Annotated in this window: 23 protein-coding genes; 16 read left to right on the forward strand and 7 right to left on the reverse strand. The window is 61.2% G+C overall.

Annotated elements, in window-relative coordinates:
• Positions 1-132: 132 nt before the first annotated feature.
• On the reverse strand, positions 133-1,044 hold the full coding sequence (locus AC1RM7_RS01155; protein WP_024920069.1) for a LysR family transcriptional regulator: 912 nt from the start codon (positions 1,042-1,044) through the stop codon (positions 133-135).
• Positions 1,045-1,141: 97 nt separating this feature from the next.
• Here AC1RM7_RS01155 and ilvD point away from each other — a divergent pair, with 97 nt between their 5' ends.
• Positions 1,142-2,992 carry a dihydroxy-acid dehydratase gene (gene ilvD / locus AC1RM7_RS01160; protein ID WP_006020220.1) on the forward strand — a complete coding sequence of 617 codons (1,851 nt, stop codon included), beginning with the start codon at positions 1,142-1,144 and terminating at the stop codon, positions 2,990-2,992.
• Positions 2,993-3,063: 71 nt separating this feature from the next.
• Here ilvD and AC1RM7_RS01165 read toward each other — a convergent pair whose 3' ends face one another.
• Both AC1RM7_RS01165 and AC1RM7_RS01170 read right to left on the reverse strand, forming a co-directional pair.
• Entirely contained in the window at positions 3,064-3,549 is a 486-nt protein-coding gene (locus AC1RM7_RS01165) for an SRPBCC family protein (RefSeq protein ID WP_006020221.1), read from the reverse strand.
• Positions 3,546-3,884, reverse strand: coding sequence for an ArsR/SmtB family transcription factor (locus tag AC1RM7_RS01170; RefSeq protein ID WP_006020222.1), 339 nt, complete (start codon positions 3,882-3,884; stop codon positions 3,546-3,548). The genes AC1RM7_RS01165 and AC1RM7_RS01170 overlap by 4 nt, the downstream gene beginning before the upstream one ends.
• 136 nt (positions 3,885-4,020) lie before the next feature.
• Here AC1RM7_RS01170 and AC1RM7_RS01175 point away from each other — a divergent pair, with 136 nt between their 5' ends.
• The 3 genes from AC1RM7_RS01175 to AC1RM7_RS01185 all read left to right on the forward strand — a co-directional run bounded on the left by AC1RM7_RS01175 (position 4,021) and on the right by AC1RM7_RS01185 (position 6,491).
• Entirely contained in the window at positions 4,021-4,617 is a 597-nt protein-coding gene (locus AC1RM7_RS01175; RefSeq protein WP_006020223.1) for a 2'-5' RNA ligase family protein, read from the forward strand.
• Between the two features lie 30 nt (positions 4,618-4,647).
• Positions 4,648-4,995 carry an ArsC family reductase gene (locus AC1RM7_RS01180; protein WP_006020224.1) on the forward strand — a complete coding sequence of 116 codons (348 nt, stop codon included), beginning with the start codon at positions 4,648-4,650 and terminating at the stop codon, positions 4,993-4,995.
• 170 nt (positions 4,996-5,165) lie between these two features.
• The gene (locus tag AC1RM7_RS01185; protein WP_006020225.1) at positions 5,166-6,491 is read left to right on the forward strand and encodes a dicarboxylate/amino acid:cation symporter; all 1,326 of its coding nucleotides are present in this window, start codon (positions 5,166-5,168) and stop codon (positions 6,489-6,491) included.
• A 25-nt stretch (positions 6,492-6,516) separates the two neighbouring features.
• Here the strand turns inward: AC1RM7_RS01185 and AC1RM7_RS01190 are convergent, their stop codons facing one another.
• Positions 6,517-7,122, reverse strand: a complete 606-nt coding sequence (locus AC1RM7_RS01190) for a PAS domain-containing protein (RefSeq protein WP_024920068.1) — start codon at positions 7,120-7,122, stop codon at positions 6,517-6,519.
• A 342-nt stretch (positions 7,123-7,464) separates the two neighbouring features.
• On the opposite strand from AC1RM7_RS01190, the gene AC1RM7_RS01195 reads away from it, so the two are divergent.
• From AC1RM7_RS01195 to AC1RM7_RS01230, 8 genes are all read left to right on the forward strand, one after another.
• The gene (locus AC1RM7_RS01195) at positions 7,465-8,220 is read left to right on the forward strand and encodes an ABC transporter ATP-binding protein (protein WP_006020227.1); all 756 of its coding nucleotides are present in this window, start codon (positions 7,465-7,467) and stop codon (positions 8,218-8,220) included.
• Positions 8,213-8,929, forward strand: a complete 717-nt coding sequence (locus AC1RM7_RS01200; RefSeq protein WP_006020228.1) for an ABC transporter ATP-binding protein — start codon at positions 8,213-8,215, stop codon at positions 8,927-8,929. The genes AC1RM7_RS01195 and AC1RM7_RS01200 overlap by 8 nt, the downstream gene beginning before the upstream one ends.
• Before the next feature lie 28 nt (positions 8,930-8,957).
• Positions 8,958-10,187 carry an ABC transporter substrate-binding protein gene (locus AC1RM7_RS01205; RefSeq protein ID WP_024920067.1) on the forward strand — a complete coding sequence of 410 codons (1,230 nt, stop codon included), beginning with the start codon at positions 8,958-8,960 and terminating at the stop codon, positions 10,185-10,187.
• An 86-nt stretch (positions 10,188-10,273) separates the two neighbouring features.
• Positions 10,274-11,470, forward strand: coding sequence for an ABC transporter substrate-binding protein (locus tag AC1RM7_RS01210; RefSeq protein WP_444826201.1), 1,197 nt, complete (start codon positions 10,274-10,276; stop codon positions 11,468-11,470).
• Positions 11,471-11,548: 78 nt separating this feature from the next.
• Entirely contained in the window at positions 11,549-12,412 is an 864-nt protein-coding gene (locus AC1RM7_RS01215; protein ID WP_006020231.1) for a branched-chain amino acid ABC transporter permease, read from the forward strand.
• A gap of 1 nt (position 12,413) precedes the next feature.
• Positions 12,414-13,379: a branched-chain amino acid ABC transporter permease gene (locus AC1RM7_RS01220; protein ID WP_024920065.1), complete on the forward strand. Its 966-nt coding sequence runs from the start codon at positions 12,414-12,416 to the stop codon at positions 13,377-13,379.
• 136 nt (positions 13,380-13,515) lie between these two features.
• Positions 13,516-14,160 carry a DUF47 domain-containing protein gene (locus AC1RM7_RS01225; RefSeq protein WP_006020233.1) on the forward strand — a complete coding sequence of 215 codons (645 nt, stop codon included), beginning with the start codon at positions 13,516-13,518 and terminating at the stop codon, positions 14,158-14,160.
• Between the two features lie 15 nt (positions 14,161-14,175).
• The gene (locus AC1RM7_RS01230; protein ID WP_006020234.1) at positions 14,176-15,186 is read left to right on the forward strand and encodes an inorganic phosphate transporter; all 1,011 of its coding nucleotides are present in this window, start codon (positions 14,176-14,178) and stop codon (positions 15,184-15,186) included.
• A 141-nt stretch (positions 15,187-15,327) separates the two neighbouring features.
• Here the strand turns inward: AC1RM7_RS01230 and sugE are convergent, their stop codons facing one another.
• The gene (gene sugE, locus AC1RM7_RS01235) at positions 15,328-15,642 is read right to left on the reverse strand and encodes a quaternary ammonium compound efflux SMR transporter SugE (RefSeq protein ID WP_006020235.1); all 315 of its coding nucleotides are present in this window, start codon (positions 15,640-15,642) and stop codon (positions 15,328-15,330) included.
• A gap of 157 nt (positions 15,643-15,799) precedes the next feature.
• On the opposite strand from sugE, the gene AC1RM7_RS01240 reads away from it, so the two are divergent.
• Together AC1RM7_RS01240 and AC1RM7_RS01245 are read left to right on the forward strand one after the other, a co-directional pair.
• Positions 15,800-17,419 carry a peptide chain release factor 3 gene (locus AC1RM7_RS01240; protein WP_024920064.1) on the forward strand — a complete coding sequence of 540 codons (1,620 nt, stop codon included), beginning with the start codon at positions 15,800-15,802 and terminating at the stop codon, positions 17,417-17,419.
• A gap of 118 nt (positions 17,420-17,537) precedes the next feature.
• Positions 17,538-18,152 (forward strand): UCP034077 family protein, encoded by a 615-nt coding sequence (locus AC1RM7_RS01245; RefSeq protein WP_024920063.1) that lies wholly within the window; start codon positions 17,538-17,540, stop codon positions 18,150-18,152.
• 62 nt (positions 18,153-18,214) lie between these two features.
• Here the strand turns inward: AC1RM7_RS01245 and AC1RM7_RS01250 are convergent, their stop codons facing one another.
• Together AC1RM7_RS01250 and AC1RM7_RS01255 are read right to left on the reverse strand one after the other, a co-directional pair.
• On the reverse strand, positions 18,215-18,670 hold the full coding sequence (locus AC1RM7_RS01250) for an SRPBCC family protein (RefSeq protein ID WP_006020238.1): 456 nt from the start codon (positions 18,668-18,670) through the stop codon (positions 18,215-18,217).
• Positions 18,671-18,872: 202 nt separating this feature from the next.
• Positions 18,873-19,847 (reverse strand): Bug family tripartite tricarboxylate transporter substrate binding protein, encoded by a 975-nt coding sequence (locus AC1RM7_RS01255; RefSeq protein WP_024920062.1) that lies wholly within the window; start codon positions 19,845-19,847, stop codon positions 18,873-18,875.
• A gap of 178 nt (positions 19,848-20,025) precedes the next feature.
• Between AC1RM7_RS01255 and AC1RM7_RS01260 the strand changes: the two genes are divergently transcribed.
• Both AC1RM7_RS01260 and panB read left to right on the forward strand, forming a co-directional pair.
• Positions 20,026-20,610: an NnrU family protein gene (locus AC1RM7_RS01260; protein WP_024920061.1), complete on the forward strand. Its 585-nt coding sequence runs from the start codon at positions 20,026-20,028 to the stop codon at positions 20,608-20,610.
• A gap of 3 nt (positions 20,611-20,613) precedes the next feature.
• A complete protein-coding gene (panB, locus tag AC1RM7_RS01265) occupies positions 20,614-21,462 on the forward strand; it encodes a 3-methyl-2-oxobutanoate hydroxymethyltransferase (protein ID WP_006020242.1) in 849 nt (282 codons plus the stop codon).
• Positions 21,463-21,497: the final 35 nt, after the last annotated feature.

The following is a 21,497-nucleotide window of genomic DNA, read 5'->3' on the forward strand; positions in this document are numbered from 1 at the left end:
CCATGCGCAACCCCCGCAACGCAAAGACCTCGAACTTGCGGCGACTTGCTGGTGTCGCCGTCAGAAAGAAGATTGCATTAAGAGGCGGACGTCAATCCCAAGTTGCTGACCGGCGTGATTTCGCGTGGAAGATTACCCGCCGCCCGCCATTTCCCGCGCGATGCTGATGAACCGTTCGATGGTCGGCGTGGTGTCTCCGGTGCGCCATGTGATGCCGGTTTCGAGGATCGGCGCATCGCCCGCCAGATCGACATAGCGAACGCCGGTGCGCGCCAGATTGCGCAGCGAGGCGGGCACCAGCGCGATGCCCATGCCCGCCGAGACGAGACTGATGATGGTCTGCATCTGGATCGCTTCCTGGGCTATCCGGGCCTGTCCGCCGTGGGCCGTGTAGTACTCGGTGACGAGATCATGGAAGGCGGGCGCGCTCTGGCGTGGAAAGATGATGAGCGGTGCGCTCACGACAGACTCCGGCGCGAGCCGCTCTGCTGATAGCGAGAGCGTGCCGTCGGCGAGCCAGCTTTCCGGCACCGCCGCGACAAGCGGTTCGGTGACGAGCGGCAGATAGGAGAGCTGTCTGGGCAACGCCGCGTTCGGCGGCGGGATCACCAGGCCGACATGGCCGTGGCCTTCGAGCAGGTTCGCGATCTGCACGTTACTCGTCGCCTCGGTCAGCGTGATCTCGACATTCGGGTAGAGCGACGCGTAACCGCGCACCAGCAGCGGCAGAATGCTGTAATCCGCCGTGCTGACAAACGAGAGCGCGAGGCGCCCGGCTGAGCCGTCGCGCAACTGCTGCGCGATCTCCGGCAGGGCATTCACGCCGTCCAGCGCAGCCCGGACACGAGGCAGCCACTCGGCGCCGAACGGTGTCAGCGCCACGCTGCGTTTGGTGCGCACGAAAAGCGGCGCGCCGAGTTCGCGCTCGAGCAACATGATGGACTGGCTGAGCGGCGGCTGGGTCATGCCGAGGCGTTCGGCGGCCCGGCCGAAGTGCAGGGTGTCGGCGACGGTCACGAAATGCCTGAGCTGGCGGATATCCATCTAATACTCTGAGCGACCTAATAGCCTCCTAATAATATATTTTACAGCAGCAAATAACCCCTTTATTGGAACCGTTCCAATAAAAGAGGAAACAATCATGCCGGCATACCGCTCCAGAACCTCCACCCACGGCCGCAACATGGCCGGCGCACGCGGCCTCTGGCGCGCGACAGGCATGAAGGACTCGGACTTCGGCAAGCCGATCATTGCGATTGCCAACAGCTTCACCCAGTTCGTGCCGGGCCATGTGCATCTGAAGGATCTCGGGCAACTCGTCGCCGGTGAAATCGAGTCCGCCGGCGGCGTCGCGAAGGAATTCAACACCATCGCCGTCGATGACGGCATCGCGATGGGTCACAGCGGCATGCTCTATTCGCTGCCGAGCCGCGAGCTGATCGCGGACGCGGTCGAATACATGGTCAATGCGCACTGCGCCGACGCGCTGGTGTGCATTTCAAATTGCGACAAGATCACCCCCGGCATGCTGATGGCCGCGATGCGGCTCAACATCCCGACCGTCTTTGTTTCGGGCGGTCCGATGGAAGCGGGCAAGGTTGTCGTGAAAGGCACCAAGCGCTCGGTCGATCTGATCGATGCGATGATCGTCGCCGCTGATGACAGCTACACCGACGCGGAAGTTGCCGCGGTCGAGCGTTCGGCGTGTCCGACCTGCGGCTCATGCTCGGGCATGTTCACGGCGAACTCGATGAACTGTCTGACCGAGGCCCTGGGTCTCTCGCTGCCGGGCAACGGTTCGGTGCTGGCGACGCATGCCGACCGCGAGCGGCTGTTCCGGGAGGCGGGCCATGTGATCGTCGATCTCGCGCGCCGCTGGTACGAGCAGGATGACGCGAGCGCGCTGCCGCGTAACATCGCCAACTTCGCCGCGTTCGAGAATGCCATGAGCCTCGACATCGCGATGGGCGGTTCGACCAACACCGTGCTGCACCTTCTGGCTGCGGCACAGGAAGGCGAGGTGGATTTCACCATCGCCGACATCGACCGGCTGTCGCGTCGCGTGCCGTGCCTCTGCAAGGTCGCGCCTGCAAAGAACGACGTTCACATGGAAGACGTGCATCGCGCCGGCGGCGTGATGGCCATTCTCGGCGAACTCGAACGCGCCAACCTGATCGATACCAGCCTGCCGACCGTCCACGCGCCGACCATGGCCGACGCGCTCAACCGCTGGGACATCGGCCGCACCAACAGCGAGTCCGTCCGCAACTTCTTCCGCGCCGCGCCCGGCGGCGTGCCGACGCAGGTGGCTTTCAGCCAGTCCGCGCGCTGGGACGAACTCGATACCGATCGCGAGAAGGGCGTGATCCGTTCGGCCGAACATCCGTTCTCGAAGGACGGCGGGCTTGCGGTGCTGTTCGGCAACATCGCGCCGGAAGGCTGCATCGTGAAAACCGCAGGCGTCGATGAATCGATCCTCACCTTCCGCGGCACGGCGCATGTCTTCGAAAGCCAGGACGATGCGGTGTCCGGCATCCTCGGCAACAGGGTGAAGCCGGGTGAAGTCGTTGTGGTGCGCTATGAGGGACCGAAGGGCGGCCCCGGCATGCAGGAAATGCTCTATCCGACCAGCTACCTGAAGTCGAAGGGCCTCGGTAAGGTTTGCGCGCTGGTGACTGATGGCCGGTTCTCGGGCGGAAGCTCCGGTCTGTCGATCGGCCACGTCTCGCCGGAAGCGGCGGAAGGCGGATTGATCGGACTGGTCGAGACCGGCGATCCGATCCTGATCGATATTCCGAATCGCATTATCAGCGTCGAACTCGACGATGCCGTGCTGGCGGCGCGGCGTGCAGCGATGGAAGCCAAGGGCAATGCTGCCTGGAAGCCGGTCGACCGCAACCGTGTGGTGTCGCCTGCGCTGCGCGCTTATGCGGCGCTGACGACCAACGCTTCGCGCGGCGCCGTTCGCGATGTGTCTCAGGTCGAGAAGTAATTCGCATCTGAGAAGTTCTTCGAGCGCCGCTGCCTGTCATAAGGCGGCGGCGTTCTGCCGTGTATGTCAGATTATTTCTTCACATACGCAGCCAGCTTCTCCAGCGTCTGCATGCCGAGTTCGACCGCACCGAACTTCATGACGGCGTTGCGCGCCTCGATGGACGGGAAGACTGACGTCCTGGTCAGCAGCGTACGCTTTGGGCCAAGGGCCTTGAAGGTGGTCGTGACTTCGAATGCGTTCGGATCGTTGTCGATGTCCGAACCGTGGCGATAGTCGAGGCGCTCTCCCGGCTTGATGTCGCGATACTCGATGCGGTTCGGATAATCCGTGCCGTCCGGACCGTGCATCGTGAACCGGAAGAGGCCGCCGACGCGAAAATCCATCGCGAGCACCGTGATGGTGAAGCCGTTGGGGCCGTACCATGTTTTCAACGCTTCGGCCTCGGTGAAAGCGCGGAACAGCACGTCCGGCGGAGCATCGAATTCGCGTTCCATGGTGATGGTGGGCTGATCTGCCGGTGAGCTCGCCCTGACCTTGAGAGTCGTTGCCGTCATGTATCTGTTTCCTTTGCCTGGATGTCTTTCAAATACAGATCGAGCTTGCCGAAGCTCTGCTCCCAGAACTGCCGGTATTGATCGAGCCATTCGGTCGCTTCCTTCAGCGCCTTTGGCTCAAGGCGGCATGGCCGCCATTGCGCCGCCCGTCCGCGTGTGACGAGGCCGGCGGTTTCCAGAACCTTCAGATGCTGGGAGACGGCGGGGAGGCTCATGGCGAACGGCTTTGCCAGTTCCTGCACGGAGGTTTCGCCCAGCGCGAGGCGAGCAAGGATCGCGCGCCGCGTCGGATCGGCGAGCGCCTTGAAGGTCATGTCGAGGGCGTTTGCTGGCATGGTTCAATCTGTATTTAAGTAGATACTTAAATATGATTGGACGACCCGGTCGTCAAGCGGGGAAATTCCGCTTGCATCTTTGGATTGCCTGCAAGAATGTTCATTTTTTGTTCTTTTGCGTAAAGAGGTTCAGATCATGCCCGAACAGTTTGTTTTTCAAGGGTTTGAACCAAAACTACCCACGCTGCCTGAGCCAACGGACGGCCTGTTCCTGGCCGTTGTGCCTCCGGCTGCGATGGCCGACCGCATCGGCGATCTGATTCAGCGGCTTCGCCACAGCCATGGACTGCAGGGCGAGCCGCTTTCACCGTGCAGGCTTCATGTCACGCTGCATTATCTCGGCGCGTACAACGGATTGCCTCAGAATCTCGTCGAGGCGGTTTGCATGGCGGCACCAGGGGTTTCACTGCCGCCGTTCGAGATCAGTTTCGATCGCATCGGGAGTTTCACCAGCAAAAGAAAGACGCGGCCCTTTGTGTTGCGTGCGGGCAGGGACATTGCCGCGATGACGATGTTTCACCGCGCCGTTGGCGAAGCGATGACAAGGGCCGGACTAGGTCGGCGGGTCAGACAGCATTTCACGCCGCACATGACACTGCTTTACGACAGGCGGCTGGTGGACGAGCACCCGATTGAATCGCTCGGCTGGACCGTGACTGATTTCGTTTTCGTGCACAGCCTTATCGGCCAGGGAGTGCACAATCATCTCGCGCGCTGGCCGCTACAGCGCTAAATCCTGTTTCAGAAATGCGAGGGATTGAGCTTGCCCATCACCATCTACGGCATCAAGAACTGCGACACGATGAAGAAAGCCCGCGCGTGGCTGGACGAGCACGGCGTCGACTACACCTTTCATGATTACAAGACGGCAGGCATCGACAAGGACCGCCTTGCACGCTGGAGCAAGGCCGTCGGCTGGGAAACCTTATTGAACCGGGCCGGCACCACGTTCCGTAAACTTCCAGACGCCGAGAAGACCAATCTGACCGAGAAGAAAGCGATGGCGCTGATGCTCGCCCAGCCGTCCATGATCAAGCGTCCTGTTCTTGATGTTGGCGGCAAGCTGCTGGTCGGCTTCAAGCCGGAGAGCTACGCGGCGGCGGTCGAGTAGGCCCGCGCGCAGCCGGCACCGATGTGGTCAAGGCTTTGACCCATGCTTGGCGCGAATAGCCCATAAAATATCGTTGATCCGCGAATTTTCCTTGAGGGGTGCGTCGTTCTGGCGCACGTTCGCCGGACGTGCCATTTTACCGTTTGCTTCCCTCCCTCAGGATCTCTCCGATGACAGTCACCGCCGCGCCATCAGTACCGGCCTCAACAAAATCGCCCTGGTATTCCATTCTCTATGTCCAGGTGCTGATCGCCATCGCACTCGGTGTTCTGGTGGGACATTTTTATCCGGGCACCGGAAAGGCGCTGAAGCCGCTCGGCGACGGCTTTATTTCGCTGATCAAGATGATGATCGCGCCCGTGATTTTCTGCACGGTGGTGCACGGCATCTCCTCGATGGGTGACCTCAAGCGCGTCGGCCGCGTGGGCCTCAAGGCGCTGCTGTATTTCGAGGTCGTCTCGACGATTGCATTGGCCGTCGGACTGCTCGTTGGCGAAATCATCCAGCCGGGCAGCGGCTTCAACATCGATCCGGCGACGCTCGATCCGAAAGCGGTCGCCACGTACGTCCACAAGGCAAGCGAAGACGGCATCGTCGCGCACCTGATGGCGATCATTCCGAACAGCTTCATCGGCGCTCTGGCAAACGGCGACCTGCTGCAGGTTTTGCTGGTTTCGATTCTGTCGGGCTTCGCGATTGCCTTTATGGGGCCTGCAGGCGAGCCCATCGCCAATGCCATCGATATGGCTGCGAAAGTCTTCTTTGGCGTCATCCGCATCATCGTCCGCGCGGCGCCGATCGGCGCGTTCGGTGCGATGGCCTTCACCGTGGGCGCCTATGGGCTCGGCGCGTTGTGGAATCTGGTGGCGCTGATCGGTACCTTCTATCTCACCAGCGTTCTTTTCGTCCTGTTTGTGCTTGGCGGCATCGCGCGGTTTTCGGGATTCTCCATCCTGCGTTTCATTGCTTACATCAAGGATGAGCTTCTGATCGTGCTCGGCACAAGTTCATCGGAGACTGTGCTGCCGAACATGATCAAGAAAATGGAGCGGCTCGGCGCGTCGCGCGGTGTGGTCGGTCTCGTGATCCCGACCGGATACAGCTTCAATCTCGACGGCACCAATATCTACATGACGCTGGCGACGCTGTTCCTCGCGCAGGCGACCAACACGCACCTGACGATCTGGCAGGAGCTCGGCATTCTCGGTGTCGCGATCGTCACCTCGAAAGGCGCATCGGGCGTCACGGGCGCAGGTTTCATTACGCTGGCGGCCACGCTTGCGATCGTGCCGGATATTCCGATCGCATCGCTGGCGATCCTGGTCGGCATCGACAAGTTCATGAGCGAGTGCCGCGCGCTGACCAACCTGATCGGCAACGGTGTCGCGACGGTGGTCATCAGCCGCTGGGAAGGCGAACTCGACAAGGACAAGCTGCACGAAGCGATGGCGCATCCCATCGAACTTGGCGAAGAGATGGAACACATCCGCGCATGATCGCGGATGCCTCGTAAGGATCGCGCTAGACGAACTCGATGGTGTCGCCGGGCGCGATCCGGCCGGGGAGCTTGTGGAACAAGTCCTGGTCGATCACCGAGCGCAATTTGTAACTCGGCGGCACGTCGTTTGCGCGCATCAGGTTTCTGATCTCGAATCCGCCGTCGTCGGAGATCGTCTTCATTGAGGCGATGATCCTGTTGACGCCGTCGCCGTCCGAGAACGGCATCAGCAGCCGCTCGTAGTCGACCTTGCGGCCGTAAAGATCGTTGATCTGCGAAATCGTGAACATCGGAAGCTGCCGCCCGACGCATTCCCGATAGATCGGCATCACGACCGGCGCGAGCTTGACGCCCATATATTCCTCAAGGTCGCGGCCCTTGCCCGCGGTCCCGAATGCGATCGACATCCGGTCGCCGTCGCTTTCAATGAAAAAACGGAGAGTGTCGCCGCCGGAACCTTCGACGACGATATAGACCAGATCCTCGCTCTCATCGGCGAGACGTTCGGGGCGGTAGTCAGCGAATGCCGGCAGGCGCTCGTGCCTTGCGTAAAGCCGCAGCCAGAAATTCAGCAGCTCGCGCTGCTTGATCGACTTTACGATAGCCGGACCTGCACTTTCGAAATCCATGGCCGAAGGCCCCCGATGGAATTTAGGGAAAGTCCTTGCCAGCAATCATCGGCGTGCGGTCGAAATATTTGGTGAAGAGGGGGGTTGGGCGAATATTAGGCTTAACGATGGGTTTAAGGGCACCCCGGAAGGTGAACTTCAAGCCCTAGACGATGGTAGATGCTATACTTTTTGGAGATTACGCAGTATTCGCTGGGCAGCATTGCAGCTTGCGCATCGCTTACAATTCGCTGCATATTCCCGGCCGAGTGCGGTGCGGGGACGGCGAAACGGCCGAGGAGCGCTGCAACCAAAACGGTCACACGCGGAAAGCCTGCGTGAAGGCTGACAGGGGGAAATTGCTTGTCTGATGAGTTCATCCTTGAAACCAGCGGGTTGACCAAGGAGTTCGCGGGCTTTGTGGCCGTGAGCGACGTCAATCTGAAGGTTCGCCGCGGCAGCATTCATGCGCTGATCGGCCCGAACGGGGCCGGGAAGACGACATGCTTCAATCTGCTGACCAAGTTCCTGAAACCGACGCGCGGCCAGATTCGCTATAAAGGGCAGGACATCACCGCGATGGCGCCCGCCGATGTGGCGCGCCTGGGCCTTGTCCGTTCCTTCCAGATTTCGGCGGTGTTTCCGCACCTCACGGCCCTCGAGAACGTCCGGGTCGCCTTGCAGCGTCAGCATGGTCAGTCGTTCGACTTCTGGCGCTCGAAGTCGGTGCTTGATCGCTTCAATGGCCGTGCGCGGGAACTGCTCGACGATGTCGGCCTGAGCGAATTCGCCAATACGCCGGCGGTGGAAATGCCGTATGGCCGCAAGCGGGCGCTGGAGATCGCAACCACGCTGGCGCTCGATCCGGAAATGATGCTGCTCGATGAGCCGATGGCCGGCATGGGCCATGAAGACATCGACAAGGTCGCCGCGCTGATCAAGCGCATCTCGCAGAAGTATACGATCCTGATGGTCGAACATAATCTGAATGTCGTCGCCCACCTGTCCGATACGATCACCGTACTGACGCGCGGCAAGGTGCTGGCGGAGGGCGACTACGCGACACTCACCAAGCATCCGCAGGTCAAGGAAGCCTATCTTGGAGCCGGCCATGAATAACGCCGCGGGCTCCCCGGTTCTCACCGTCAAGAATCTCGAAGCGTGGTACGGCGAGTCCCACATCCTGCACGGGATGAATTTCGACGTTCGTTCGGGCGAGGTGGTGACACTGCTCGGCCGCAACGGCGCAGGCAAGACGTCGACGCTCAAGTCGATCATGGGCATCATCGGCAAGCGCACCGGCTCGGTGGCGTTCGAAGGCGCCGAACTGATCAAGCTGCCGTCCGAAAAGATCGCGCGTCTTGGCGTCGCGTTCTGTCCCGAGGAGCGCGGCATTTTCGCGAGCCTGGACGTCAAGGAAAACCTGATGCTGCCGCCGACCATCCGCAGCGGCGGTATGACGCTCGATCAGATTTTCGAACTGTTCCCCAATCTCAAGGAACGTCTCGGCAGCCAGGGCACGAAACTGTCCGGCGGCGAGCAGCAGATGCTGGCGATCGCGCGCATCCTGCGCACGGGCGCACGGTTCCTGATGCTGGACGAGCCGACCGAAGGCCTCGCTCCGGTCATCATCCAGCAGATCGGGCACATGATCAAACGCCTGAAGGCGGAAGGGTTCACCATCCTTCTGGTCGAACAGAATTTCCGTTTCGCCTCGACGGTTGCCGATCGCTACTACATCGTCGAGCACGGCAAGATCATCGACGCGTTCGCCAACTCCGAACTCCAGGCCAACATGGACAAGCTGCACACCTATCTGGGTGTCTAAATCGCCGAAAGGCGGGAGGAAGATAATAATGAAATCACGTTTGACCGCACTGATGTTGAGTTCGGCGCTTGTTCTCTCGGGCGCTGGAATGGCAGGAGCGCAAGAAAAGCTCGATAAGAACGTCAAGATCGGAGTTCTGACCGACATGAGCGGTCTTTATTCCGATATTTCCGGTGCGGGTGCCGTCCTCGCCACTCAGATGGCCGTCGAGGATTCCGGGCTGCGTGAGAAGGGCTGGAAAATCGATGTCATCAGTGCCGATCACCAGCTCAAGCCGGATGTGACCGCAGCCATTGCACGGCAGTGGGCGGACGTAGAGAACGTTGACGCTTATGTCGACGTAGTCGCGTCCAGCACCGCGCTCGCGCTCAATCCGATCGCCGTCGAGAAAAATCGCGTCCACCTGAATTCAGGCGCCGCGACGTCCGCGCTGACCGGTAAGTCGTGCACGCCGAACACCGTTCACTGGGCATACGATACTTACGAAGTCGCCAACGGCACCGGCAAGGCGGTGACCAAGGCTGGCGGCGATACCTGGTTCTTCATCACGGCGGACTACGCGTTCGGTGTCGCGCTGGAAGGCGACACCCGCGCGGTCGTTGAAAAGAACGGCGGCAAGGTACTGGGCGGCGTCAAGCATCCGTTGAATTCGTCGGACTTCTCGTCGTTCCTGCTTCAGGCGCAATCGTCGAAGGCCAAGATCATCGGCCTCGCCAACGCCGGCGGCGACACGACAAACGCCGTCAAGCAGGCGGCGGAATTCGGCATCGTGCAGGGTGGCCAGAAGCTGGCATCGCTGCTGCTGTTCATCACCGACGTGCATTCGCTCGGTCTGAAGGTCGCAAACGGTCTGCAGCTGACCGAAAGCTTCTACTGGGACACCAACGACGGTACGCGCAACTTCAGCAAGCGCTTCGCCGCGCGCATGAAGAACGGTGCGATGCCTTCAATGGTGCAGGCAGGCGACTATGCTTCTACCCTGCATTATCTGAAGGCGCTGGAGGCGCTCGGCGGCAATCCGCACGATGGAATGAAGGCTGTCGCCAAGATGAAGGAATTGCCGACGGACGATCCGCTGTTCGGCAAGGGGGTGGTCCGCGCTGACGGCCGCAAGATTCATCCAGCCTACCTTTTCGAGGTCAAGAAGCCCGAAGAGTCAAAGGGGCCATGGGACTACTATAAGCTCGTGACGACAATCCCTGCCGAAGAGGCGTTCCGGCCTCTGTCGGAAAGTGACTGCCCGCTTGTGAAGAAATAGCACTGCGGTTCGTTCGATCGAAAAAGTACAACTCAAAAATGACGAACAATCTTGGAGGACACGTGAAAACATCAGTCAAGGCACTCATGCTGAGCACGGCACTGATGCTCGGTGCCGCAAGCGGCGCTCTTGCGCAGGACAAGACGGTCAAGATCGGCAACCTGACCGACATGTCGGGCCTCTATTCCGACCTCGGCGGCGTAGGCTCGACGCTGGCCGCACAGATGGCTGTCGAAGACTCGGGTCTGGCTGCGAAGGGCTGGAAGATCGACGTCATCGCTGCCGATCACCAGAACAAGCCGGACGTCGGTTCGACCACCGCCCGGCAGTGGATCGACGTTGAGAAGGTCGACGTGATCGTCGACGTTCTGAACTCGGGCGTTGCGCTCGCCGTCAACAACGTCGTGAAGGAAAAGAATTCGATCCTGCTCGACTCCGGTGCAGGTACCTCGGATCTGACCAACGCTCAGTGCACACCGAACACCGTTCACTGGGCTTACGACACCTACATGCTGGCCAACAGCACCGGCACCGCGCTGGCAAAGGCCGGGGGCGATACCTGGTTCTTCCTCACCGCCGACTACGCGTTTGGCGCGGCGCTCGAGCGTGACACCACCGCCGCCGTGACCAAGGCTGGCGGCAAAATCCTCGGCAGCGTCAAGCATCCGCTGAACTCGTCGGACTTCTCCTCGTTCCTGCTGCAGGCACAGGCATCGAAGGCCAAGATCATCGGGCTGGCGAATGCGGGCGGCGACACCACCAACGCCATCAAGCAGGCTGCGGAATTCGGAATCGTGAAGGGTGGCCAGAAGCTGGCCGGCCTTCTGATGTTCATACCCGACGTCCACTCGCTCGGACTTCCGGTGGCGCAGGGCCTGAACTTCACCGAGACCTTCTACTGGGACATGAACGACAGCACCCGCGCATTCTCCAAGCGGTTCTCGGAACGTACGAAGAACAAGAGCATGCCGTCCATGGTGCATGCCGGCGTCTATGCGTCCCTGATCCATTACTTCAAGGCGCTCGAAGCCCTCGGCAACAATCCGCATGACGGCGCCAAGGTCGTCGCCAAGATGAAGGAACTGCCGACCGACGATCCGCTGTTCGGCAAGGGCTCGATCCAGCCGAACGGCCGTAAGATCCATCCGGCCTATCTCTTCGAAGTGAAGACCCCGGCGGAATCGAAGGGCCCATGGGACTACTACAAGCTGGTTGGCACCACGCCGGCGGATCAGGCGTTCCGTCCGCTTTCGGAAAGCACTTGCCCGTTGCTGAAGAAGTAATCGCGATCGCCTGGCGGCCACGCGCCGCCGGGCATCCTCTCGCAAGACTGTCTATCTGACCGCGAAAGAACCGATACGATGCAAGCTCTCTACGCCCAGCTTCTGGTTGGACTGATCAACGGCTCGTTTTACGCGCTGCTGAGTCTTGGGCTGGCCGTGATCTTCGGGATGCTCAACATCATCAATTTCGCGCATGGCGCGCTGTACATGATGGGTGCGTTCGTCGCGTACTTCCTCCTCAATCTTTTCGGGATCGGTTACTGGTGGGCGCTGATCCTGGCGCCGGTGATCGTGGGTGGGTTCGGCATCCTGCTCGAGCGCACGATGCTGCAATGGCTGACAGGCCTCGACCATCTGTACGGGTTGCTGCTGACCTTCGGCCTGGCGCTGATCATCCAGGGCGTGTTCCAGAACTATTTCGGATCGTCCGGACTGCCTTACGCCATTCCCGACCTGCTCAAGGGCGGTGTCAATCTCGGCTTCATGTACCTGCCGATCTATCGCGGCTGGGTCGTCATCTTCTCGCTCGTTGTGTGTATTGCGACCTGGTATCTGATCGAGCGCACCCGGCTTGGCGCCTATCTGCGCGCCGCGACGGAGAATCCGACGCTGGTGCGCGCCTTCGGCATCAACGTGCCACGCATGATCACGCTGACCTATGGTCTCGGCGTCGGTCTCGCCGCGCTCGCCGGCGTGCTGTCGGCTCCGATCAATCAGGTGCGTCCGCTGATGGGCGCGGATCTCATCATCGTCGTGTTCGCCGTGGTGGTGATCGGCGGCATGGGGTCGATCATGGGCTCGATCATCACCGGCTTCGCGCTCGGCGTGATCGAAGGCCTGACCAAGTATTTCTATCCCGAGGCGTCCAACACCGTGGTCTTCGTGCTGATGGTGCTGGTGCTTCTCGTGAAGCCGACTGGACTGACGGGGCGGGCGAATTAACATGACAACGATTACAGACAACGCCGTTCCCGTGAAGGGCCGCACCAGCGACGAAATGATCGCATTCGTCATCATGACGTTGCTGCTGGCCGTTGTGCCGCTGACGGGGCTGTATCCGTATTTTGTGATGCAGGCGCTGTGCTTTGCGCTGTTCGCCTGCGCCTTCAACCTGCTGATCGGCTACGGCGGGCTGTTGTCGTTCGGTCACGCGATGTTCCTCGGCACAGCCGGTTATGTGACCGCGCATGCGCTGAAGGTGTGGGGCGTCTCGCCCGAGATCGGGATTATCCTCGGTGTGGTGGCATCGGCGGCGCTCAGCGTCGTGACAGGACTGATCGCGATCCGCCGGCAGGGCATCTATTTTGCGATGATTACGCTGGCGCTGTCGCAACTCCTGTTCTTCATCTATCTGCAGACCCCGTTCACCCACGGCGAAGACGGCATCCAGGGCATTCCGCAGGGCATGATGTTCGGCGTGTTCGATCTGTCCAAGCCGACCACGCTTTATTATGTGGTGCTGGCGATTTTCCTGCTCGGCTTCCTCGTGATCTACCGGGCCATCAACTCGCCGTTCGGCGAGGTGCTCAAGTCGATTCGCGAGAACGAACAGCGCGCGATCTCGCTGGGCTACAAGACCGACCAGTACAAGCTGCTGGCGTTCATCCTGTCCGGTACGCTGGCGGGTTTGGCCGGCGCGGTGAAGGTGTTCGTGGCGCAGAACGCGTCGCTGACCGACGTGCACTGGACCATGTCCGGCGAAGTCGTGCTGATGACCCTGGTCGGCGGCCTCGGCACGGTGTTCGGGCCGGTGGTGGGGGCGTTCGTCATCATCGCCATGCAGCAGTATCTGGCCGGGTTCGGGCAGTGGGTCACCGTGATTCAGGGCGCGATCTTCGTGATCTGCGTGCTGACCTTCCGCCGCGGCGTCGTCGGCGAAATCGCCCATTATTTCAAGCGATCGCTCTAAACGTCCGATTTCGCGGGGCTTTTGCTTCGATAAATCAGTGGATGACCGGCGTTTAGACGCCGGGCAGACGCCTGTTGGTCTGCGAAACGGTTTATGACAGATATGTGACAAGTTCTGTCGTGCCGGAGAAAGATCAATGCTGGGCTGGTTTCGTAAGCTGCTCCCTCGGGAGGAGAGATTCTTCGACCTGTTTGCCCGGCACTCCCAGGCCGTCGTGCAAGGCGCCGAGGCGCTGGAGGGAATGATGCGCGGCGGGGAGGAGACCCCGGTCTACTGCCAGCGCGTCAACCAGTTCGAGAACGACGCCGACCAGATCACGCGGGAAGTCCTGACCGCCGTCCGCCGCACCTTCATCACCCCGTTCGATCGCGGTGACATCAAGAACCTGATCACGGCGATGGACGATGCCATCGACCAGATGCAGCAGACCGCCAAGGCGGTGATGCTGTTCGAGGTCCGCACCTTTGAGCCTCCGATGCGCGAGATCGGCGCCATCCTCGTGCAGTGCGCGAATCTCGTCGGCAAGGCCGTGCCGCTGATGCAGGCGATGGGAGCGAACGTCACCACGCTGACCGCTTTGACCGAGGAAATCACGCGGCTTGAAGGCCGGGTCGACGATCTGAACGACATCGGCCTCAAGGAACTGTTCCTCCAGCACCGCGACGGCAACACGATGGACTTCGTGGTCGGTGCTGAAATCTACAAGCATCTGGAAAAGGTCGCCGACCGCTTCGACGACGTCGCGAACGAGATCAACAGCATCGTGATCGAACAAGTTTAAGGTCAGGACCTCGTCGTGGATGCATCGCTTGCTTTCCCCATCCTGGTCGGATTGATCGCCGTCGCGCTGCTGTTCGATTTTCTCAACGGTCTGCACGACGCCGCCAACTCCATCGCCACGATTGTTTCGACCCGCGTGCTGCGGCCGCAATACGCCGTGGCGTGGGCGGCATTCTTCAACTTCATCGCGTTCGCGGTGTTCGGCCTGCATGTGGCGCAGACCATCGGCACCGGAATCATCCATCCCGAGGTGATCGACGCGCATGTGATCTTTGCCGCGCTGATCGGCGCCATCGTGTGGAATCTGGTGACGTGGGGCCTCGGCATGCCGTCCAGCAGTTCGCATGCGCTGATCGGCGGACTGCTCGGTGCGGGCTTGGCCAAGGCAGGGACTTCGGTCATGGTCTGGAGCGGTTTGTCAAAAACGCTGCTTGCGATTGTGCTCTCGCCGCTGGTCGGATTTTTGCTCGCCCTGTTGCTGACGGCGATTGTGTCATGGGCCGCGGTGCGTTCGACGCCTTTCGCGGTCGATCGCGCGTTCCGTATCTTGCAGTTCGCGTCGGCCTCGCTGTATTCCCTCGGCCATGGCGGCAACGACGCGCAGAAGACCATGGGCATCATTGCGGTGCTGCTGTACTCGCAGGGCTATCTCGGCGGGGAATTCAGCGTGCCGTTCTGGGTGGTCATCGCGTGTCAGGCGGCGATGGCGCTCGGCACGCTCATGGGCGGCTGGCGCATCGTGCGGACCATGGGCCTGCGCATCACCAAGCTGACGCCGATGCAGGGGTTCTGCGCCGAGACGGGCGGGGCGGCGACCTTGTTCGCCGCGACGTTCCTGGGCGTCCCGGTTTCTACCACCCACACCATCACTGGCGCGATTGTCGGCGTTGGCGCGGCGCGGCGTGTGTCGGCGGTGCGCTGGAATGTGGCGAGTTCGATCGTCTGGGCCTGGATCTTCACGATCCCGGCGGCGGCATTGGTATCCGCGATGACGTACTACGCGACGACACTGGTGGGATGGAAGTAGGACTGGTGAAGTCATCGTTCGAGGCTCGCGCGCTACGCGCTGCTCGCACCTCAGGATGACGTTTCCCAATTCTAATAGATAAGCCGCCACCCTGAGGTGCGCGCCCTTGCGCGCCTCGAAGGGCGACGGCTTATCATCCGCTCAGGCCACGACCTTGAGGCCGACGATTCCGGCGACGATCAGCCCGATGCAGGCGATGCGCATCGTGGTTGCGGGATCACCCAGCAGCCAGATGCCGAGGATGGCGGTTCCGACCGAGCCGATGCCGGTCCAGACCGCATAGGCGGTTCCGACGGGCAGTGTCTTCAGCGACAGGCCGAGCAGGAGCACGCTGGCAATCATGCTGACAATGGTGAGCACCGACGGCATCAGCCGCGTGAAACCGTCGGTGTATTTCAGGCCGATGGCCCAGCCGATCTCCAGCAAACCCGCAACGAACAACATGGTCCATGCCATGGTGAAATACCTCCATAACAGGGCCGTCCCTGCGGATATGTGAGTGAATCGAGGTCGTCCTCGCGGCCCGAACATGGCTTAGCGGCAAAGAAGATGCAAGTGCATCTACTTCAAATACCCTTGATCCTGCCGCGTTTCTTTGCCACACGCTCGCATCATGTCCGACACCGCCATTGCCGCCGAGTCTGCCTCGCTGACGCCGCTTGCCGAAGAAGTGGCGCGCCGGCGCACATTCGCGATCATTTCGCATCCTGACGCCGGCAAGACCACGCTGACCGAAAAGCTGCTGCTGTTCGGCGGCGCTATCAATCTCGCGGGACAGGTCAAGGCCAAAGGCGAGCGGCGCAACACCCGCTCGGACTGGATGAAGATCGAGCGCGACCGTGGCATTTCCGTCGTGACGTCGGTGATGACCTTCGAATTCCAGGGCCATGTTTTCAATCTGCTCGATACGCCGGGCCACGAGGACTTCTCGGAAGATACCTACCGCACGCTGACCGCGGTCGATTCCGCCGTCATGGTGATCGACGCGGCGAAGGGCATCGAGGCGCGCACGCTGAAGCTGATCGAGGTTTGCCGGCTCCGCGACATTCCGATCATCACATTCGTCAACAAAATGGATCGCGAGAGCCGCGACACGTTCGATCTTCTCGACGAGATCGAGAAGACGCTGGCGCTCGATACGACGCCGATGACCTGGCCGGTCGGCCGCGGCCGCGATTTCATCGGCACCTATGACATCTCGACCGGCGGCATCCGTCTGCTCGAGGGCGGCGGCGCCAAGACCGGCGCTGCCGAGAAGATCGAGATTTCCGACTTGGCCGGCCGCAACGCCAATCTCGATGCCGGCGAAATCGCCGACGAACTCGAACTGGTGAAGGAAGCCTCGAAGCCGTTCGACCTGCAATCGTTCCGCGAGGGCCATATGACGCCGGTCTATTTCGGCAGTGCGCTCCGGAATTTTGGAGTGGGCGATCTCCTGGAAGGTCTCGGCAAGTTCGCGCCGTCGCCGCGTGCGCAGGAGGCCGACAAGCGCAAGGTCGAAGCGGAAGAGGCCCGCATGTCGGCCTTCGTTTTCAAAATTCAGGCGAACATGGACCCGAACCATCGTGACCGCATCGCGTTCGCGCGGCTGTGCTCGGGCAAGCTGACGCGCGGCATGAAGGCCAAGCTGGTGCGCACCGGCAAGAACATGAGCCTGTCGTCGCCGCAGTTCTTCTTCGCGCAGGATCGCGCCATCGCGGACGAGGCGTTCGCCGGCGACGTGGTCGGCATTCCCAACCATGGTACGCTGCGGATCGGCGATACGCTGACCGAGGGCGAGGACATTACATTTGTCGGCGTGCCGTCGTTCGCGCCGGAAATCCTGCGCCGCGTGCGGCTGACCGATGCGATGAAAGCCAAAAAGCTGAAGGAAGCCTTGCAGCAGATGTCGGAGGAGGGCGTCGTGCAGGTGTTCCGTCCGCGCGATGGCGCCCCCGCGCTGGTCGGCGTGGTCGGCATGTTGCAGCTCGACGTGCTGAAAGCGCGCCTCGACGCGGAATATTCGCTGCCGGTGGATTTCGAGATCAGCGAATTCCAGCTCGCGCGCTGGATTTCGTCCGAGGACAAAAAGAAGCTCGAGACCTTCATTACTGCAAATAACTCCGGCGTCGCCGACGACGTCGACGGCGATCCGGTGTTCCTGGCCAAGAACGAATTCTATCTTGGCTACACCCGCGAACGCGCCGAGGGCATTGTGTTCTCGAGTATCAAGGATGTGAAGAAGAAGGCCTAAGCGCCTCTTCGTGACGGACTCAATTTTCAAACAGCCGTGACTTGCGTTTCAACTGCGGTTGATTCCATACGAAGACAGCATACGTCTGGTTCCGTTGCCGGGACAGACAGGCCGTTCCATGCTGCGGCGCATACCATTTTGCATTCTTTTCGTTCTCGGGGCCGTGGCCACCGCCACGCCGTCTTTCGCCCAGTCACTGCGCGAGATGAACCCGACGCCGTTTTCACATTCGCCATGCAGCGTGCTCGGCGAGGGACCATGCACACCCTATTTCTGCAGCACGTTCAATAACGGCCCATGCATTCCGGAGATCGATTATCCCTATGGGCAGAACCTGCAAGTCACTGTGTTGAGCAAGCCGGACGACAAGGACGCGCCGAAGTACGTCAAGCCTGATCACGATCTCGATACTATCGGCGATCTGTTCGCAGCGCTTCGCTCATGCTGGATGCCGCCGCCAGAAAAAGAGGCGCAGCCGGGGATGCAGATGTCGGTGAAATTCTCGTTCAGGCGCGACGGCGGCCTGATCGCGCCGCCGCGGGTGACCTATTTCACGCCCGGCGCTTCCGTGCAAACCCGCGACATCTATCTCGGCGCGATCAATGCGTCGCTCGGAAACTGTGCGCCGTTATCACTGACCAAAGGGCTCGGCAGCGCCATTGCGGGGCGGCCAATCATGATACGTTTCGTCGACAACCGCACGCTCAAGCCGGACAGCCCGCCGCAACCTTGAATCTGCCGGCCAGCGATCTGGTGTGGGTCAATATTTTACTGCGTCCGTCACGCGCTGATCGGTCAGCGCGCTCGCTTCTCCACATTCGCCTTGATATTTGCGAGGCCCACAGCCGCTTCCGCATCCATGTTGGCGATCTGCTCGTCGGTCGGCGGCTTTTTGCGCGCGGGGTTGCGCAGGGTGCGGGTGAACTTGGTGCCGCCCGCGACATCCTCGCAGGTGTACTGAACCACGATGGGGCCGATGAAATCGGTCTCGGCCTGCACGATCCACAGCTTCGGGCTGACACAGGCGCGCACGATCCAGTTCAGCGACACTTCGCCCGAGCGGATGTGCCATTTCTCGTGAAACAGTTCGCCGGTGTCCAGCGGACGGTTCTCGCTGTCGATGTGGTGCGAGGCTGCCAGCCATTCCGGCCATGACTGCGGATTGGTCACGTAGTCGAACACCGCCTTCGCGGGCGCATTGATGACGATGTCGTGGCTGCGCTCGAAGGCGACGGTGGCGGGGGCGTTCATGGCGTTTCTTCCTTTCCGGATTTTCTTGTTTTGCCTGCGACGTCGTTCGCCTTCAGGTTGTCATTGCCGGGCTTGACCCGGCAATCCATCTTCAAGATCCATTTTTCGAAGAGATGGATACGCGGGTCAAGCCCGCGTATGACGCGGCAGTAGATTGGATGGATTTTGCAAGTACTGGAATTTCGCGAAGAGCAGATTATTCCTAGTTGATCCTGATGTCGCCGCGCTTGATGACATCGGACCACAGCCTGATCTCGGCGTCCATCCGCGCGCGCAAGGCGCCCGGTGTGGATGGAACCGGCTCCATCAACTGCGTTTCCAGCCGCTCGCGCACGCTCGGTTTGGTCAGGATATCATTCACCTCGTCATTGATCTGCGCGACGAAGGCGGGCGGAGTGCCGGCAGGCGCGATCAGCGCATTCCACGCATCGGATTCGACGTCGATGCCGCTTTCCTTGAGTGTCGGGACGTCGGGCAGAAAGCGCGAGCGCTGCGCGGTCGCGACCGCGAGGATTTTGACCTGACCGGCCGCGAGTTGCGGCGTCACCGCGATGGCGGGCAGGCATGCGGCCTGCACGTCGCCGCGGATCACGGCGGTGACTGCCTGCGGCGATCCGCCATAGGGGATATGCACCATGGTGGCGCCTGCACGCTGTGCGATCGCTTCCATGGTCAGATGGGACAGCGATCCCGCGCCGATCGAGCCGAAGGCGAGCGGCGTTCCCTTGCGTTTGAGCATCGCCAGAAATTCGGCCACCGAATTGACGTTCAGGCTGGTGGGCACAACGAGCACACTCGGCAGCGAGGTGAGCATCGTCACCGGCGCGATGTCCTTGGCGGGGTCGTAAGGCAGCTTCGAGAACAGCAGCGTGTTGATGGCGAGCGGTCCGCCGAGACTGATGCCGAGTGTCGCGCCGTCGGGCTCAGCCTTGGCGACGGCGTCTGTGCCGATATTGCCGCCGGCGCCCGGCTTGTTCTCGACAATGAAACTTGCGCCCGGATGGCGTGCCTGAAGGTCGTCGGCGACAATCCGCCCAACCAGATCGGGCGTCGAGCCAGGCGCATAGGGCACGATGATTTTCACGATTTTCGGCGGCCAGGCCGGCTCTGCCGCATGGGCAGTCAAGGGGGGCGCCGCGAGAGCCAGCGCGAGTGCGGCGATTGCAAGGGATTTCATAGGGCCGGGAAGAGTTTGGAGCAGGGTTGCGATGCCGAAGCAGCATTGCGCGCCGCACCCCAAAAGTGATACCGGGGCACAGTGCGGACGGACATTAACAGGGTCTTCCGCGGGGTGGAATGTGCCGTAAGGCGGAGCTGAAAACCGCTGCGGGCAGATCGAGAGGGTGGGGCGCCAAATGGGCTTGTTGATCCTGATCGCCGGATTGTTGCTGTTCCTCGGTGTCCATACACTGACCACGATGCGTGGTCCGCGCGCCAGGATGATCGCGCGGCTCGGCGAGAGCGGTTACAAGATTCTCTACGTACTGGTGTCGTTCGCAGGGCTCGCGCTGATCGTGTGGGGCTTCAGCATTTATCGCGCCACGGGCTGGATCAACGTCTGGTATCCACCGGTCGCGCTGCGCCATCTCGTGCTGGCGCTGATGCTGCCCGCAGTCGTTCTCGTTGTCGCGTCCTACATCCGCGGCCGCATCTACACCACGGTGAAGCATCCGATGCTGGCCGGCGTGAAGCTGTGGGCGCTGCTTCATCTTCTTGCTAATGGCGATCTCGGGTCGATCATCCTGTTCGGCTCGATTCTGGCATGGGCAGTCTATGACCGCATTTCGCTCAAGCGCCGCGAAGATTCCGGCGCACCACCGATTCCTGTCGGCGGCGTGGCCAACGATCTGATCGCGGTCGCGGTTGGTGTCGTGGTCTATGCCGCGCTCGCCTTCGCATTCCATCCTCTCGTAATCGGCGTCCCCGTGATTGGAGCTTAAGACATGTCCGTGCAGACAGCGGTGAAGCGCAAGACCGCGCCCGATATTCTCAAGCGCAAGGGCGGCGATCCGATCGTGATGCTGACGTCGTATCACGCGCATACTGCGGCGCTGGTCGACCGCTATTGCGACGTCATTCTTGTCGGCGACTCGCTCGGCAACGTGATGCACGGATTCGAGACGACGGTGCCAGTCACGCTCGACATGATGATCCTTCAAGGCCGTGCGGTGATGCGCGGCTCGAAAGAGGCTCTCGTCGTGGTGGACATGCCGTTCGGATCGTATGAGGCCTCGAAGGAACAGGCGTTTCATTCCGCGGCGCGTGTTCTGAAGGAAACCCATTGCGGCGCCGTGAAGATGGAAGGCGGTGTGCGCATGGCCGAGACCATCGAGTTTCTCACCACGCGCGGCATCCCGGTGATGGGCCATATCGGCCTCACGCCGCAGTCGATCAACACGCTTGGCAGCTTCAAGTCGCAAGGCAAGGACGAGGCGATCAAGATTGCGGCAGGCGAAAACGGCAGCGGTCCGTTTCAGGATGACGCGCGCGCGGTGGCGCAGGCCGGTGCATTCTCGATGGTCGTGGAAGCCGTGGCCGAGCCGCTCGCACGCCGCATCACCGAGATCGTTTCGATTCCGACCATCGGCATCGGCGCGAGCAATGCGTGCGACGGTCAGGTGCTGGTGCTTGAAGACATGCTCGGCCTGTCGCCGTGGGTGCCGAAGTTCGTCAAGCGTTACGGTAATCTTGGACCCGGCATTGAGGCCGCGATTCAGGATTACGCAAAGGACGTGCGTTCACGCGCGTTTCCGGGGCCGGAGCACGTCTACGGCATCAAGCCGAAGGCCTGACACACGCGAAATAGTTGTTCGACAAGAAGCCCGGC

It is taken from the genome of Afipia sp. GW822-FHT03D08 (assembly GCF_058801645.1).

Excerpts from the sequence above, each read along its gene's own strand:
- AC1RM7_RS01155 (WP_024920069.1), bottom strand. The coding sequence starts at position 1,044 with ATGGATATCCGCCAGCTCAGGCATTTCGTGACCGTCGCCGACACCCTG.
- ilvD (WP_006020220.1), top strand. The coding sequence starts at position 1,142 with ATGCCGGCATACCGCTCCAGAACCTCCACCCACGGCCGCAACATGGCC.
- AC1RM7_RS01165 (WP_006020221.1), bottom strand. The coding sequence starts at position 3,549 with ATGACGGCAACGACTCTCAAGGTCAGGGCGAGCTCACCGGCAGATCAG.
- AC1RM7_RS01170 (WP_006020222.1), bottom strand. The coding sequence starts at position 3,884 with ATGCCAGCAAACGCCCTCGACATGACCTTCAAGGCGCTCGCCGATCCG.
- AC1RM7_RS01175 (WP_006020223.1), top strand. The coding sequence starts at position 4,021 with ATGCCCGAACAGTTTGTTTTTCAAGGGTTTGAACCAAAACTACCCACG.
- AC1RM7_RS01185 (WP_006020225.1), top strand. The coding sequence starts at position 5,166 with ATGACAGTCACCGCCGCGCCATCAGTACCGGCCTCAACAAAATCGCCC.
- AC1RM7_RS01190 (WP_024920068.1), bottom strand. The coding sequence starts at position 7,122 with ATGGATTTCGAAAGTGCAGGTCCGGCTATCGTAAAGTCGATCAAGCAG.
- AC1RM7_RS01200 (WP_006020228.1), top strand. The coding sequence starts at position 8,213 with ATGAATAACGCCGCGGGCTCCCCGGTTCTCACCGTCAAGAATCTCGAA.
- AC1RM7_RS01205 (WP_024920067.1), top strand. The coding sequence starts at position 8,958 with ATGAAATCACGTTTGACCGCACTGATGTTGAGTTCGGCGCTTGTTCTC.
- AC1RM7_RS01210 (WP_444826201.1), top strand. The coding sequence starts at position 10,274 with ATGCTGAGCACGGCACTGATGCTCGGTGCCGCAAGCGGCGCTCTTGCG.
- AC1RM7_RS01215 (WP_006020231.1), top strand. The coding sequence starts at position 11,549 with ATGCAAGCTCTCTACGCCCAGCTTCTGGTTGGACTGATCAACGGCTCG.
- AC1RM7_RS01220 (WP_024920065.1), top strand. The coding sequence starts at position 12,414 with ATGACAACGATTACAGACAACGCCGTTCCCGTGAAGGGCCGCACCAGC.
- AC1RM7_RS01225 (WP_006020233.1), top strand. The coding sequence starts at position 13,516 with ATGCTGGGCTGGTTTCGTAAGCTGCTCCCTCGGGAGGAGAGATTCTTC.
- sugE (WP_006020235.1), bottom strand. The coding sequence starts at position 15,642 with ATGGCATGGACCATGTTGTTCGTTGCGGGTTTGCTGGAGATCGGCTGG.
- AC1RM7_RS01240 (WP_024920064.1), top strand. The coding sequence starts at position 15,800 with ATGTCCGACACCGCCATTGCCGCCGAGTCTGCCTCGCTGACGCCGCTT.
- AC1RM7_RS01245 (WP_024920063.1), top strand. The coding sequence starts at position 17,538 with ATGCTGCGGCGCATACCATTTTGCATTCTTTTCGTTCTCGGGGCCGTG.
- AC1RM7_RS01250 (WP_006020238.1), bottom strand. The coding sequence starts at position 18,670 with ATGAACGCCCCCGCCACCGTCGCCTTCGAGCGCAGCCACGACATCGTC.
- AC1RM7_RS01255 (WP_024920062.1), bottom strand. The coding sequence starts at position 19,847 with ATGAAATCCCTTGCAATCGCCGCACTCGCGCTGGCTCTCGCGGCGCCC.
- AC1RM7_RS01260 (WP_024920061.1), top strand. The coding sequence starts at position 20,026 with ATGGGCTTGTTGATCCTGATCGCCGGATTGTTGCTGTTCCTCGGTGTC.
- panB (WP_006020242.1), top strand. The coding sequence starts at position 20,614 with ATGTCCGTGCAGACAGCGGTGAAGCGCAAGACCGCGCCCGATATTCTC.